The sequence below is a fragment of the Nonomuraea sp. WAC 01424 genome, from assembly GCF_003947315.1.
In the GTDB taxonomy this organism is placed as follows: domain Bacteria; phylum Actinomycetota; class Actinomycetes; order Streptosporangiales; family Streptosporangiaceae; genus Nonomuraea; species Nonomuraea spiralis.
In genome coordinates, this window is sequence record NZ_QHHZ01000005.1 from 432,955 (window position 1) to 446,647 (window position 13,693).

Consider the following 13,693-nt stretch of genomic DNA (forward strand, 5'->3'; position numbering starts at 1 on the left):
CCCGATGTCGTCGCAGGTTAAACGGGGTGTGCGGACAGCCGGCGGTCGAGCAGGACGGCGCCGCGGCCGGGCAGCAGCGAGGCGCACCACTCGCGCAGCGCCGCCGGTTTGGGGCCGCCGACGTCGGCGGTGTCGAGCAGGGCGGCCCAGTCGAGCAGGGACTCGGCCAGCATGAGCGGCACCCCGCTGCGTTCGTGCACCTCGGCGGCGGCCTCGAAGTGCTCGCCGGCCCGCCGCGGGTCGCCCATGGTCACGCACAGGTGGGCCAGGTAGTGGTGGCCGCAGTGGTGGGCGACCGTGCCGTGGCCGAACGTCTCGCCGTCGGCCGCCAGGGAGGCGTACAGCCGCTCGGCCAGCTCCGGGCGGCGCAGGTGGGCGGCGGCCACGGCCAGGTTGTCCAGGGCGGGCCGGTGGGCCATGTTCCGCGGCGGCACCGCGCCGCGGTCGGCCAGGATGCGGTCGAGCAGCGGACCGGCCTCCTCGTCGCCCATCTCGCACAGGTAGCGCAGCACGGCGTGCACCGGGTCCACCTGCGGCGCCTGGGCGATGCGGCGCAGCCGGTCGCGCAGCTCCCACAACCGCCCCTGGAGTCGGCGGATCTCGGAGATCTGCTCGGAGTAGATGGCCACGGCCTCCAGGCGGCGGCCGATCTCGGAGCCGAGCCGCATGGCCGACAGCGCCTCGGACTCGGCCTGCGACAGGTCGCCCTGCATGAGCGTCAGGCCCGCCCTGGAGTAGCCGATCAGCCAGTTGAGCTGCGGCTGTGCCAGGCGGCGGGCCAGTTCGTCGGCCTGGTCGAGCAGCGTCGCGGCCCGCGCGGTGTCGCCGCTGTCCAGCACGGGCGGGGTGCGCTGCACGTAGGCGTGGAACAGCGCCAGGTCGTCGCCCGTGCGGCGGGCCGCCTCCAGCATCTCGTCGCCGTCGCGGTGGCGCTGGTGCAGCGGGTCGGCCGGGATGATCGTCAGGCTACGCATGCCGAGCACGCTGGCCAGCGTGCGCGGATCGCCCGACTTGCGGGCCAGCGCCACCGCCTCGTCGCTCAGCGCGAAGCGGCGCTCGCCGTCGGGCGCCCAGATCAGCTCGGAGGCGAGCTGGGCCGCCAGCAGCGCTCTGGTACTCAGGTCGGTGGAGTCGACCAGCCTGCGCGCCTCGGTCAGCAGTGCGATGCGGCGCTTGTCGGTGGCGGCGGAGATGCTGGAGAAACCGCGGTCGCCGCCGAGCGCGGCCACCACGATCAGGTCGTCGCGCCCGCACTCCCTGGCCAGCTCGGCCGCCTGGTTGAGGGTCTGCCTGGCCTCCGGGTCCCCGGCCAGCCACATCGCCCGGCCGCAGTCCATCAGCAGCTCGGCGCGCCGCTCGGGGGAGGCGCCGGGGAAGTCGGCCAGCAGGCCGAGCACCCGCTGGTACCAGGTGACCGCCTCACGGTGGGCGAGCCCGGCCAGCGCGTGGCGGGCCGCCTGCACGCCGGCCTCGGCGGCCTCTGCCGTACGGCGGGGGTCGCGGCCGTGCTCGGCGGCGGCCAGCAGGTGGGTGGCCACGACGTACGGGCGTGACTCCATGGCCTGCGGGTCGGCCTGGCACAGCGCGTCGGCGACCCGGCCGTGCAGCAGCCCGGCGCGCGGGGCCGACAGCGTGGCGTACAGGGCGGGGCGGGTCAGCTCGTGGGAGAACTGGCACTGGCCGCCGTCGGCCATGGTCACCAGGCCCGCGCCCATGGCCTCCTCGACGGCGGCCACGAAGCGGGCCTCGTCCAGGCCGAGGCCGAGGCGCAGCGCGGCCGACTCCATGCGCTCGCCCACGGCCAGCAGGCTGACCAGGTCGCGGGCGTCCGGGTGGAGCTGGGCCAGGCGCGCCCTGACCATCCGGGTGACCGAGTCGGGCACGGTCAGCCCGTCGAGGTCGGCGCCCGCGGCCAGCTCCCTGGCCACCTCGGTGACCAGGAACGCGTTCCCGCCGGTGATCCGGTACAGCAGCTCGGGGTCGCCGTCGCTGCGCACCTCCGACAGGGCCCGGCTGACCTCGTCCATGCCGAAGGAGGAGACCTGCACCACGCGGCCGTCGGCGGTCAGCTTGTGCAGCTCGGGCATCGCCGACTCGACGGGCACCGGGCGCGAGGTCGCCAGGATCAGCAGCGGCAGGGCGTCGGCGTCGTACATGAGGGAGTTGAGCATCTGCAGCGACTCCAGCGTCGCCCACTGCAGGTCGTCGATCACCAGCAGCACCGGACGTACGGTGGCCAGGCGCTCGATGAGCGTACGGGCCGCGGCCATCAGGTGGTAGCGCTCGGAGACCGGCTCGGTGGCGGGCGGCACGGCCAGCGACAGCGGGGGAGCGGCCAGCGACGGCGCGAGCCGGACGAGCTGCCCGCACTGCTGGTCGACCCCGGCCCGCAGCAGCAACGCGGGCGAGGTACGGGCCAGCCGCTCCACCGCGCCCGCGATCGGCTCGTACGCCTGCCGCGCCGGATCGGTGCACCGCCCCGCCAGCACCGTGAACTGCCGCTTGAGCGCCCGCCGCGCCACGACCGAGGCCAGCCGGGTCTTGCCGACGCCGGGATCGCCCTGGAGGATCACCAGCCCGCTGCCGAACTCGGCCGCCCGCAGCTCCTCCTCCAGCGCCCGCAGCTCCTCGTCCCTGCCGACGAACGGCAGCATGTGGCCGCTGTCCAGCCAGGGCGCCAGGCCGCCGGCGTGCTGGTTGTCGGCGCTCTGCCAGTGGAGCTCGTAGGTGTGCATCGGCTCCCGCAGGCCCTTGCCCGGCAGCCGGCCCAGGTCCTTGAACTCGTGCCGGCTGCGCCCCTGGGCCAGGCGGCGCACCAGGTCGGTGCAGAGCACCTGGCCGCCCTCGGCGACCGCGACCAGGCGGGCCGCCTCCACCGTGGGCAGCCCGCTGACGTCGTCCTCGCCCCAGCACACGTCGCCCGCCGCCAGCGCGGCCCTGATCGAGATCTTCTCCAGCGCGCGTTCGTTCTCGGCCGCGACGGCCTGCTCGACCGCGATCACCGCGTCGAGCCCCGCCGTGGCCGAGCCGAACACCGCCATCAGCCCGTCGCCCAGGCTCTTGGTGAACGTCGAGCCGCTGGCCGTCACCACCGAGTGCAGGAGCTGGTAGAGGCGGCGGAAGACGACGTTGGCGCGTTCCTCGCCGAGCCTGATCCGCATGGCGGTGGAGCTGACCACGTCGGTGAACAGGATCGTCGCGGTGGTCAGCGTGCCTGGCTCGTGCGGGGTGCTCACGCGGGCAGCTCCTCCCTCGCGCGTACGGGGGCCCTGGCCGCCTTGCCGACGCCCTTCCGTACGCCCTTGCGGACGCTGTGGCGGAGCTTACGCGTCCGGCGCGCCGTCTTCGACTGCTTAATTCGCCACTGGGAGGCCAGCTCCTCCGGGATCTGGAAGGCGGCGTGCCCGCCCGAGTAGCGGTCGATCATGGCGATGACGATGTGCCTGCCCGCCCGGCGCACCAGCCAGCGCATCACCGCGTCGACCGGGCCCATCAGGCGGCCGTGGCGGTTGCCCGCCCTGGCCAGCGCGAACAGCGCGTTGAACCACCACGCCGGCGGCGGCACGTCGAGCAGCGCCGGGACCTGGTCGGCGTTGTAGCGGGCGTCGCGGAAGACCCAGTGCACCAGGCTGCGCGGCAGCTTTCGCCAGCCCAGGGCCATGAACTCCTCCATCTCCGCCAGCAGCACGGCCATCAGCCTGCGGCCCTCGTCGCTGGACTCGTACAGGCGGCCGAGCCGTTCGCTGACCGGCGGCACGTCCTGAAGGGTGAGCGGCCGGTCGCGGCACGCCTCGACGCCCATGAGGTGGCCGAAGACGCTCCACGTGTACAGGTGGGCGGCCTTGTCGTCGTCGCTGAGGCGCACCCCCATGCTCTCCAGAGCCTCCCACGTGACGACCGAGAAGTCGAAGATGGTGGCCAGCAGCAGTTCCTGGTTGACCGGCGGGCCGTACCTGGCGGTGTCCCAGTCGTCGCCGAAGTGCTCGGTGGCGAGGGCCCGTACGAACGAGTGCAGGATGCGCAGCCCGATCGCCGTCGTGTGCCCCGGACGGCCGGGGGCCATGCTGTCGGTGGCCTTCAGGCCCATGACGTCCACCAGCATCTGGCCGGTCTCGGCGACGCGGCGGGTGAGGCTGTGGGTGGCCAGGTCCGACACGCCGGCCAGCACCTTGGCGCTGGAGACCTCGACGTAGGCCATGGGCAGGCATTTGCAGAACAGCGCGACCGACTGGTACAGCCCGTAGTCGGCGAACACCGACTGGCCGCGGGCCAGCAGCGCCGCGTCGTCGCCCCACTCGGGCAGGTCCTTGTTGAAGTCGATCGCGTCGAAGATGGCCGAGGGGCCGGTCTCCCCGGACGGCGTCCTCGCCTCCCGCTTGGCCCGTCCGAGCTCCATCACGACCGCGTGCAGCATGGACAGCGCGTTCTCCCCGTCGGCCCTGCCCTCCAGGTAACCGGACACGATCTTGTCGATGTCCGGGTCGGCCTGCTGCCTTAATTGCCGGAAACGTTCCGCCGGCCAGCGCTCGGCGGCGCCACTCTCGTGCTCGTTCATGTTCCCCGTACTCCAGATCGGGTCAGAGACCTCCGCGCTTCCGCAGGGCCTCGACGTCCAGCAGCGTGATCGTGCGCCCCTTGATGGCGATGAGGCCGCGGGCGGCGAGCGACTGAAGGGCCCGGTTCACCGCCGGCCGCGACGCGCCGATCAGCGCGGCGAGGTCGGACTGGGTCAGCCCCGGCATGTCCACCACCGGCCCCGCGGTCTGCCCGCGCTTGACCGACAGTTGCAGCAGCAGCTTGGCCAGGCGCCCGCCCAGGTCGAGGAAGGCCAGGTCGGCGGCCTGCCCGGTGAGCCGGCGCACCATCTGCCCGAGCATGCGCAGGAACTCGTCGGCCAGCCCGGGATGCTCCCGCATCAGCTCCAGCAGCCGCGCCCTGGGCAGCGCGAAGATCCAGCAGGGGCGCACGGCGATGATCGACGCCGAACGCGGCGAGTCGTCCAGCAGCGCCATCTCGCCGAACGTCTCCGCGCGGCCCAGCATGTTGAGCACGATCTCGTCGCCGTGCTCGGTCGTGAAGACGACCTTCACCAGGCCGTCCAGCAGCACGTACAGGGACTCGCCCGGGTCCCCCTGGTGCAGGATGATCTGCCCCGTCCGGTACCGCCTGGCCACCCCGGCCCGTACGGTGCTCGCGATGCCGGCCGCCCCGAGCACGCGGAACAACGGGACCTCCGCCAGCACGGCGGGGACCGCCTGGACGTCGTGTGGAACCGCCCCGCTGCTGGCGCTCATGGAAGAACTTTAGGACGCATTCGGCGTTCGGGCAGTAAGTGGTAAGCGATCTGCCGAATGTGACGAGCGCCACACCCGCACTGTGTCGTCCGCGACAGTGCGCGAAGGTCACCCGGAGCAACGTTGGGGTGCCGGCCGAGTGAGGTTGACCCCCAAGGACCCCGGCCGGCGGGGAGACGATGATGCAGTTGGATACGTTGGAGCGCCGCGACACCGCCGCCCTGGTCTCGGACGCCCAAGGAGGCGACGCCCAGGCATGGGAGCGGCTGGTCGAGGAGTTCACGCCGATGCTGCGGTCCAGGATCCGGCGCTTCAGGCTGGGCCACGAGGACGCCCAGGACGTGCTCCAGACCACCTGGATGCTGGCCTGGCAGAACCTCAAGCGCGTCGAGGACCCCCAGCGCATGCCCGGCTGGCTGGCCACGATCGCCTTCCGCGAGTGCCTGAAGCTGACCCGGCGCACCCGGGAGATCTGCACGCCCGACCTCGACACGCTGGGCAGCACCGACGACGTCGACCGCGAACTGGCCAGGATCTGGCTGGCCGGCACGCTGGAGGAGCTGGTCGAGGAGCTGCCCGCGGCCCAGCGCGTGCTGTTTCGAGCACTCACGGAAACCTCCGAGCCCCACTACGTCGACGTCGCCCGCAGGCTGGGCCGTCCGGTCGGCAGCATCGGCCCCACCCGGGCCCGCTGCTTCGCCAAGCTGCGCGGCCTGCTGCAGGACCGCGAGATCACCAGAGACTTCCTGGACTGAGTGCTACTTTCCTGACCGGTCAAGAGGGATCGCCTCCAGGAAGGGCTCGAAGTCGAAGCGCGCCATCTCGTAGGCGTCGGGATCGGTCTCCTCGGGGAAGGCGTACACCTTGCGCCGCATCTCCGGCAGCAGGCGGCCCGTCTCCGGCTCGCCCGGCATCGGCTCCGGCAGCGTGCCGCGGGCCATCTCCGCATCGAGCACGGCGGTGAGCTCGGGGTCGAACGGCGGGTCGTAGAGCGCGCCCACCCGCTGGTAGGTGCGGAAGTAGCTGACGATGAAACGCATGCGGTCGGGGTAGGACACCCAGTCGATCACCCCGGCCGTGGCCTGCTCGACGTCGTCCGGGATGAACTCCTCGGCGAGCTTGCGCACCTTCTCGTTCCGGATGGGCCGCCAGGCCAGCGTCATGTCCACGCCCGGGGGCGCGGTCAGCGGACGGCCGACCTTGATGTCGCTGAGCGGCGTGCGTACGGAGAACAGGTGGCGGGTGTAGAGCGAGGACCACTTGCCCTCCAGCACCCGCGTCAGCCACGGCTGGTCGTCGTGCCGGGTGCTGAACAGCGGGAAGCGGGGGAAGGACCGCCGGGTCACCAGCGAGCGCAGCGACCGCCACGACACCCGCGTCAGCCACCGCACCGGCCGGTACAGCACCAGCTCCAGTGCCTTCTGCGCGCGCTTCTGCTCGTACGCCGACAACGCGACGCTCGCCCCGAACATCAGCTCGGCCCGCTCGTCGGGGTCGGTGGCCGCCCGCGCCTGCGACAGCAGCAGGGCCGCGTCCCGCAGGTAACGTTCGTCGGCCTCCTCCAGCAGCCCGGACAGGAACTCCGGCGGCATCGGCGTGTTCTGCGACTCCGGGCTCACCTTGACGTAGCAGTCGGGCGTGCCGTTCCACAGGTTGGCCGCCAGGCTGGCGGTCTCCAGGAAGATCGCCCGGTTGGCCAGCGCCAGCCCGAGCTGGTAGCTGGGCCCGAGCAGGGTCAGCAGCGTGGCGCGGAACAGGCGCCGGAGGCGCGCCGGCACGTGCAGCCGGTCGCCGAAGCCGGTCAGGAAGGGTGAACCGGGGGTCAGGTCGAGGCTCTCGCCGACCGCCTTGGAGGTCCACTTGGCGTAGCAGTACCAGTTGGTCGCGTCCTGGCCCAGGTGCTGGGCCAGGTCCCCGGCGACGCGGTGGTAGCCATGGGCGATGACCATGGCTTCCAGAGCAGGGTTCCTGTCCTTGCAGGCGGCGATGCGCAGGACGTCGTCCGCCGTCATCGGAACGCCTGGCGCAAGCGCTTGTTCCACTTCGGACATGGGGTCTCCCGTCATTGGTCCCCCCTGGGACCATCGATCGCTCACCGGGTCAGAGCGCCCCCGGTGACGTGAGATACAGCGCGGCGGTCTCGCATTGCCCCGTGACCGCCAGCCCGGAGCGTAGGGCGGGTGACTTGCGGCCTGGTTGCAGGGCGCCGGGCGTCCCCGGCGGGCGCCGGCCGCCCCGGAAGGGGCCCGGGGCGGCCGGCGCTCATTCCTTCACCGAGATCTTGCTGATCACGACGAAGCCGCCGAGCGCCCCCGCGGAGCCGGCGGCCGTCGTCGTGGTGAGGTTGACCACCAGGTCATAGGTGCCGGGCCCGAGCTGGCCGCGCATCGGGACGGAAGCGGTGTACCGTCCCGATCCAGGGGTGAAGGTCATCTCCACCGGTGGTGCGGGATGACGGGTCTCACCACCTCCCAGCAGGTCGGCGATGATCTCCAAATGCCAGCGTCCCGCCAGCCAGTCGACCAGTTCGCCGGCGACCTCCCAGCTCACGTCCACGGTCCAACCCTCGCCGCAGCGCACGACGTTCGTGGGTTGTGCGCCCGGGTCGACAACCTGGCCGTGGAGCACGCCGTTCAACTGCTCGGCCGGGACCTTCATCACCTGGAACTCACCGGTCGCCATGTCGCTGTCTCCTTTCCGGGGGGAACCAGGTCCCCGTACGGAGAGGCAGAGGGGCGGGACGGCCAGGTAAATACCGGGTGTATTCGACGATACAAACGGGTCCTTCAGGCCCTGATCAGCAGGTCGCCGGGGCCCTCTCAGCCACCTGTCCGAGCCGCGCCGGCACCCGGTGATCGCGACGCCGGTACGGTGGTGGCGTGACCGACCACCGCCCGCCCCCGGACGCGCTCGTGTCCCGGCTCGCCGGCGACTGGCGGGCGCTGGCGGGCGGCTCACCGGCCGCGCGGGCCGCCGGGGCCGAGCTGATCGCCCGCTGGGCCGAGCCCCACCGCCGCTACCACACCCTCCACCACCTCGCCGCGGTGCTGGCCGCCGTCGACGACCTGGCCGGGGAGGCCGCCGACCCCGCCGCCGTACGCCTGGCCGCCTGGTTCCACGACGCCGTCTACGACGGCAGGCCCGGCTGGGACGAGGAACGCAGCGCCCAGCTCGTCCAGGCCCGCCTGCCGCGCTGCGGAGTGTCGCCGGGCCGGGTCGCCACGGCCGCCCGGCTGGTCCGGCTGACCGCCGCCCACGACACGGTGGCCGGCGACGACCGCGACGGGGCCGTCCTGTGCGACGCCGACCTGGCCGTGCTGGGCCGCCCCGGCTACGACGCCTACGCCGCCGACATCCGCCGCGAGTACGCGCACGTGCCCGACGACCTGTTCCGGCTGGGCCGCTCCCAGGTGTTGCGCCGGTTGCTGGCCGCGCCGCGCCTCTACCGTACGGACCGGGCCCGCGAGTTGTGGGAGGAGCGCGCCCGCGCCAACATGAACGCCGAGCTGGCCCGCCTGGACGCGGCGGGCTAGGGCGTGCGGCGCTTGCGGCGGCGCAGCCCGGCGGCGATCAGGCGGCGCAGCAGCTCCTGCGAGCCGACCGGCTCGGCGCCCAGCGACACCGCCCGAGCGTGCACGGTCTCCGGCACGTCGTAGTGGTCCCGGTCGAAGGCCCGGCCCGGCACCCCGAGCTGAGCCGCGAACGCGTGCAGCTCATCCAGCGAGCTGTCGCTGACCAGGTGTGACCACATCAGGCCGCGCGGCCCCGGCCAGTTGGGGGGATCGATCAGAACCGTCACGCCCTCAAGGGTAGGACCCTGCCGCGCACGCTCAGCTCGCCCAGATCGGGCACCACGACGTGCGCGCCGTGCCCGGCCAGCGCGGCGGCGTCGTCCGGGCCGTCCCGGGTGACCGCGACCACCAGCCCGAAGCCGCCCTTGGCGCCCGCCTGCACGCCCGGCAGCGCCGCGTCCACCACGGCGGCGCCGGCGGCGGGCAGCGCGAGGCGGCGTACGGCCTCCAGGAACAGGGCGGGGTGCGGCTTGCCGGGCAGGTTCATCAGGGCCGCGTCGTTGCCGTCCACGACCAGGTCGAACAGGTGGGCCACGCCCGCGGCGGTCACCAGCCTGCGGCCGTGCAGGCTCGCCGAGACGGCGGCCGTGCGCGCGCCCCTTCGGCGCAGCTCGTGCAGCAGCGCCACGGTGGAGGGGAAGGCGGCCACGCCGTACTTGTCCACCTGCGCGATGAAGATCTGGTCCTTGGCCAGGCCGAGCCCGTGGACGGTGGGCGCGCTCGGCTCGTCGTCGGGGCCGCCCTCGGGCACGCCGATGCCGCGCGAGGCGAGGAAGGTGCGTACGCCGTCGAGCCGCGGCCGGCCGTCGACGTGCCGCAGGTAGTCGTCACGGATGTCGAACGGCGCGGAGCGGCCGCGCAGGAAGGCGTCGAAGACGTGTTTCCAGGCGGCCGCGTGCCCCCGGGCGGTGTCGGTGACCACGCCGTCGGTGTCGAACACGACGGCGCCGATCGAGGCCAGGTCGATGACGGGCTCGTTCACACTGTGAACGTAACCGCTCTACCAGGCGACGGGTAGCTCCTTGACGCCGTAGACGATGGCGAGCTCCCTGAACGGCACCTCGCCCGACACGTGCAGGCCGGGGAAGCGGCGCAGCAGGGCGGGGAAGGCGATGCGCATCTCCATCTGGGCCAGCGGCGCGCCGATGCAGCGGTGGATGCCGTGGCCGAAGGCCAGGTGCGAGCCCGCGGTCTCCCGGCCGGGGCGCACCTCGTTCATGTCCGGGCCGAGGGACGGGTCGCGGTTGGCGCCGGTCAGCGAGCACAGCACCATCTCGCCCTTCTTGATCTGCACGCCGTGCAGCTCCAGGTCCTCGCGGGCGAAGCGCGGGAAGGCCACCTGCACGACCGTCATGTACCGCAGCAGCTCCTCGACCACGTCGTTGACGTAGCCGTCCACCTCGCGCACCTTGGCCGCCTGCTCAGGGTTGCGCATGAGCCACAGGGCGCCGAGGGCGAGCATGCTGGTGCTGGTGTCGTGCCCGCCGGTGAGCAGGCCGTCGGACATGCTGGCCAGCGTACGGTCGTCGAGGTCGTCGCCGTGCTCGCGCAGGAGCTGCCCGAGCAGGCCCTCGCCGGGGTCGCGCCGCTCGCGCGCGACCAGGTCCACCAGGTACGCCATCGCGTCGTTGATCGCCTGGAGGGACGCCTCGGGCCCGGCCGACAGGTCGAACCGGTCCTTGCTGATCTTGACGAAGTCGGCGCGTTCCTCGTACGGGACGCCGAGCAGCTCGCACACCACCAGCGCCGGGATCGGCAGGGCGAAGTCCTCCACCAGGTCGGCGGGCGGGCCCTTGGCCTCGATGCGGTCCAGGTGCTCCTCGACCATCGCCTCGATGCGCGGCTCCAGCCGGCGCAGGCGGCGCATGGTGAACTCGGGGGTCAGGTACTTGCGCAGCCGGGTGTGCTCGGGCGGGTCGCGGAAGCCGAGGCCGCCGGGGTCCTCCTGGTTGGAGCCGAGGCCGGAGATGCCGGCGAAGTCGTTGCTGAAGCGCTCGTGGTCGCCGAGGACACCGCGTACGTCCTCCCATCGCGTGACCAGATGCACGGTCTGGTCGCCCGGGATCTTCATGGGGAAGACGGCGTGCTCGTCCCGGATGCGGCCGAGTTCGGCGACCGGGTCGAAGTCCTCGCGCATGAACTGGACGAAGGGGAACTCTGTGTCAGACATGGAAATCCGTCCTGCTGGGATACATCACACGATGTTGGGATAAATCCCTCGGTAGATGGTCCCATCCGGACAGGCGGCTGGTGCCCTCCGAAAGGACGAATTTACCTCTCACCCTGACGTCCCACCCGCCCGACCGCATGGCCGGCCACCCCGCCGCCCTCTGCCGTTCACCCCGCGGCCGGTCCGGCCGCCGATCGGGCCGCTCGTCGGGCCGCTCATCGGGTCGGCATCGCGATGGCCACCTCGTCGGGCAGGGGGAGCGTACGGTCGCGGGCCCGCAGGGGCGGCTCCGGCGGCGGCGCCTCCACCGGGAACGACGGCGGCACGGGCTTCGGCCTGCGCGGCTCGCGCACCCCGCCCCCGCCCTCGCCTTCGGGTGGATCATCAGGGGGACGGGTGCCGGGGGAGGAGCCGCCGGGGCCGGGCGGCTGGCCCGGGCCGAAGCCCGGTTTCCAGCTCGGCGCCCCGCTGGTCAGAGCGCGGCGGCGGCGAGATCGCTTGCTCACGATCCCCTCCTTTCGCCTCATTGTGCGCCGCGTCGCAGGCCACCGGCTAGCCACAACCCCCTTCCGGTACGGCGTGTGTCACAGGAACCGGTGGGAGACAGGGGAAATCGGTGGCGTTTGGCGTACAAGGGGTCGACAGTCTGCGATGATCTCGTCGGTAGACAAGCTGGAGTTGAGCCTCGCGGATAGTGACTGATGCCGACATTTGAGGAAATAGCAGCCTTCGTCGCCGAGAAGCCGTTCGCCACCGCCGTCATCGCCCTGCTGGGCCTGGCCGGGCTCGTGCTGGCGTTCCTGGTTCTCAGGATGGCCTGGAGGGCGGCTGTCTGGTTATTCGCCCGCTACGTCGCCGCCCGCCCCGTCGAGGACGTGCTGACCATCGTCGCCGCCTCCATCGCCACGGGCGTGTCCGCCCAGGGCATGTGGCGCTTCTCGGGCGACGTACTGGGCCTGGACGGGCCGCTCCGGCTGCTGCTGTTCGCCTTCATAGAGGTCGCGATCATCACCTCGGCCGTCCGCGCCCGCCGCAACATGCGCGAGAACTTCTCCGCGGGCATCGACGGCATCGCGGTCTGGGCGCTGACCTGCCTGACCGCCGTGTTGTCCAGCATGGACGCCCGCAGCATCCCCGAGGCCCTCTTCCGCCTGGCCGCCCCGCTGGTGGCCGCCTGGCTCTGGGAACGCGGCATGGCCATCGAACGCCACCGCATCCGCGGCACCGGCCGCATCAACTGGCGCATGACCCCCGAACGCCTGCTCGTCCGCATGGGCCTGGCCGAGGTCAGCGACCGTACGGCCTCGGAGGTCGACGCCCACCGCAGGCTCACCCGCGTCGCCCTGGCCGCCAAGCGGGCCAAGGCCCTGCGCGACGGAGGCGGCTCAGAACGCAAGATGCGCGCCGCGCTGGCCAAACTCGACAAGGCCATGGACCAGGCCGTCGAGCACACCGGACTGGCCGTCGACCAGCAGCGCCAGGAAGCGCTGCTGGCCCAGATCGCCGCCCTGTACAACACCACCGCGCTCATCGACGCCGACCCGCGCGTGCCGTGGGAGCCCGAGGCCGACCACCGTCCCGTGCCCGCCCGCCCGGCGCTGCCGCCCGCGCTGGCCGAACTCGTCGACGACGAGGACGAGGACGTCGAGGTGTTCGACGCCACCCCGCAGGTCGTCGGCCGCGCCCAGCGCGCCGCCCAGATCAGGGCCGCCCGCGAGCTCTGGGACCGGCAGATCTCCAAGGGCATCGTGCCGCGTACGGTCGACATCGCCCAGGAGATCGGCATCCCGCTGGCCACGGCCCGCGAGTATCGTGCCCTGTGGAAGCTGGAGCCGCAGGCACACGCCCTGATCGAGGCTCTGTACCAGCAGCACGGCATCGTCGACACCGGCGCCTTCCCGGCCATCGCCGACGACGGGCGGGTGCTGGCCAAGTAGGGGGAGCACGCTTGCGGGAGCGCACGCTCGACCGCGTCAGGAAACTCCTGGCCAAGGCCGAACGCACGGACAACGAGCACGAGCGGGCCACGTTCCTGGCCGCCGCCTCCGCCCTGATGGCCAAGTACGGCATCGACACGCTCCCGCCGCCCGGCACCCGCCAGACCCCCGGCGACCGGGTCGTCACCCTGCCCGCCCCCTGGGCCAGGGAGAAGGCCCGCCTGGTCAGCCTGGTCGCCCAGGCCGTACGCTGCCGCCCGCTGCTGATCGGGCGCGGCGACGGCGGCCAGCGGGTGCACGTGTTCGGCTTCGCCGCCGACCTCGAACGCGCCGACGTGCTGGCCACGTCCCTGCTGTTGCAGATGGCCTCCGGCCTGGCCCGCGTGCGGCCGCCGGGCGAGCTCGCCGCCGCGCGGGCCTACCGGCGTTCGTGGTTGCTGGGGTTCACCGACGAGGTGTACCGGCTGCTGCGCGAGGCCGAGTCGCGCGCCGAGAGCCAGGCGACGGCCGCCGGGACGGGCACCGCGCTGGTGCTGGCCGACCGCCGGGCCGAGGTCGACCTGGCGGTGGCCGCGCACTACCCGCGCATCCGCATGGCGGTTCCGACCACCAGCGGCACGGGCTACCGCGCGGGCGTGCTGGCGGGCCGCCACGCCGATCTCGGACGTACCGGCATGCCCGCCGCCACCGCCCGAGAGTTGCCCCGCTGAGCCGTCGCCC

The 13,693-nt window shown here is 72.7% G+C and carries 13 protein-coding genes; 4 read left to right on the plus strand and 9 right to left on the minus strand.

Annotation, left to right across the window (positions count from 1 at the left end; genetic code table 11):
- Positions 1–17 precede the first annotated feature (17 nt).
- Genes DMB42_RS16940 through DMB42_RS16950 form a run of 3 tightly spaced genes read right to left on the minus strand, consistent with a single transcriptional unit; the run spans position 18 to position 5,294 of the window.
- A complete protein-coding gene (locus DMB42_RS16940) occupies positions 18–3,236 on the minus strand; it encodes an AAA family ATPase (protein WP_125635553.1) in 3,219 nt (1,072 codons plus the stop codon).
- Complete coding sequence (locus DMB42_RS16945) at positions 3,233–4,555, minus strand: oxygenase MpaB family protein (protein ID WP_125635555.1); 1,323 nt, start codon at positions 4,553–4,555, stop codon at positions 3,233–3,235. The genes DMB42_RS16940 and DMB42_RS16945 overlap by 4 nt, the downstream gene beginning before the upstream one ends.
- Positions 4,556–4,577: 22 nt before the next feature.
- Positions 4,578–5,294 carry a Crp/Fnr family transcriptional regulator gene (locus DMB42_RS16950; RefSeq protein WP_125635557.1) on the minus strand — a complete coding sequence of 239 codons (717 nt, stop codon included), beginning with the start codon at positions 5,292–5,294 and terminating at the stop codon, positions 4,578–4,580.
- Between the two features lie 188 nt (positions 5,295–5,482).
- Between DMB42_RS16950 and DMB42_RS16955 the strand changes: the two genes are divergently transcribed.
- The gene (locus tag DMB42_RS16955; RefSeq protein ID WP_185844693.1) at positions 5,483–6,049 is read left to right on the plus strand and encodes an RNA polymerase sigma factor; all 567 of its coding nucleotides are present in this window, start codon (positions 5,483–5,485) and stop codon (positions 6,047–6,049) included.
- A gap of 3 nt (positions 6,050–6,052) precedes the next feature.
- Here DMB42_RS16955 and DMB42_RS16960 read toward each other — a convergent pair whose 3' ends face one another.
- Together DMB42_RS16960 and DMB42_RS16965 are read right to left on the minus strand one after the other, a co-directional pair.
- The gene (locus tag DMB42_RS16960; RefSeq protein WP_125635561.1) at positions 6,053–7,306 is read right to left on the minus strand and encodes a hypothetical protein; all 1,254 of its coding nucleotides are present in this window, start codon (positions 7,304–7,306) and stop codon (positions 6,053–6,055) included.
- 250 nt (positions 7,307–7,556) lie between these two features.
- Positions 7,557–7,976 (minus strand): hypothetical protein, encoded by a 420-nt coding sequence (locus tag DMB42_RS16965; protein ID WP_125635563.1) that lies wholly within the window; start codon positions 7,974–7,976, stop codon positions 7,557–7,559.
- A gap of 197 nt (positions 7,977–8,173) precedes the next feature.
- Here DMB42_RS16965 and DMB42_RS16970 point away from each other — a divergent pair, with 197 nt between their 5' ends.
- Positions 8,174–8,827 carry a metal-dependent phosphohydrolase gene (locus DMB42_RS16970; RefSeq protein WP_260477743.1) on the plus strand — a complete coding sequence of 218 codons (654 nt, stop codon included), beginning with the start codon at positions 8,174–8,176 and terminating at the stop codon, positions 8,825–8,827.
- Here DMB42_RS16970 and DMB42_RS16975 read toward each other — a convergent pair.
- The 4 genes from DMB42_RS16975 to DMB42_RS16990 form a co-directional block, all read right to left on the minus strand.
- Positions 8,824–9,093 carry a DUF4031 domain-containing protein gene (locus tag DMB42_RS16975; RefSeq protein WP_125635565.1) on the minus strand — a complete coding sequence of 90 codons (270 nt, stop codon included), beginning with the start codon at positions 9,091–9,093 and terminating at the stop codon, positions 8,824–8,826. The genes DMB42_RS16970 and DMB42_RS16975 overlap by 4 nt on opposite strands.
- Positions 9,090–9,848: an HAD family hydrolase gene (locus DMB42_RS16980; protein WP_125635567.1), complete on the minus strand. Its 759-nt coding sequence runs from the start codon at positions 9,846–9,848 to the stop codon at positions 9,090–9,092. Before DMB42_RS16980 ends, DMB42_RS16975 begins: the two co-directional genes overlap by 4 nt.
- An 18-nt stretch (positions 9,849–9,866) precedes the next feature.
- Positions 9,867–11,036 (minus strand): cytochrome P450, encoded by a 1,170-nt coding sequence (locus DMB42_RS16985; protein ID WP_125635569.1) that lies wholly within the window; start codon positions 11,034–11,036, stop codon positions 9,867–9,869.
- Between the two features lie 215 nt (positions 11,037–11,251).
- Positions 11,252–11,542, minus strand: coding sequence for a hypothetical protein (locus tag DMB42_RS16990; protein ID WP_125635571.1), 291 nt, complete (start codon positions 11,540–11,542; stop codon positions 11,252–11,254).
- 195 nt (positions 11,543–11,737) lie between these two features.
- Here DMB42_RS16990 and DMB42_RS16995 point away from each other — a divergent pair, with 195 nt between their 5' ends.
- Together DMB42_RS16995 and DMB42_RS17000 are read left to right on the plus strand one after the other, a co-directional pair.
- Entirely contained in the window at positions 11,738–12,973 is a 1,236-nt protein-coding gene (locus DMB42_RS16995) for a hypothetical protein (RefSeq protein ID WP_125635573.1), read from the plus strand.
- 11 nt (positions 12,974–12,984) lie between these two features.
- Complete coding sequence (locus tag DMB42_RS17000; protein WP_185844694.1) at positions 12,985–13,683, plus strand: DUF2786 domain-containing protein; 699 nt, start codon at positions 12,985–12,987, stop codon at positions 13,681–13,683.
- The last annotated feature ends 10 nt before the right edge of the window (positions 13,684–13,693 follow it).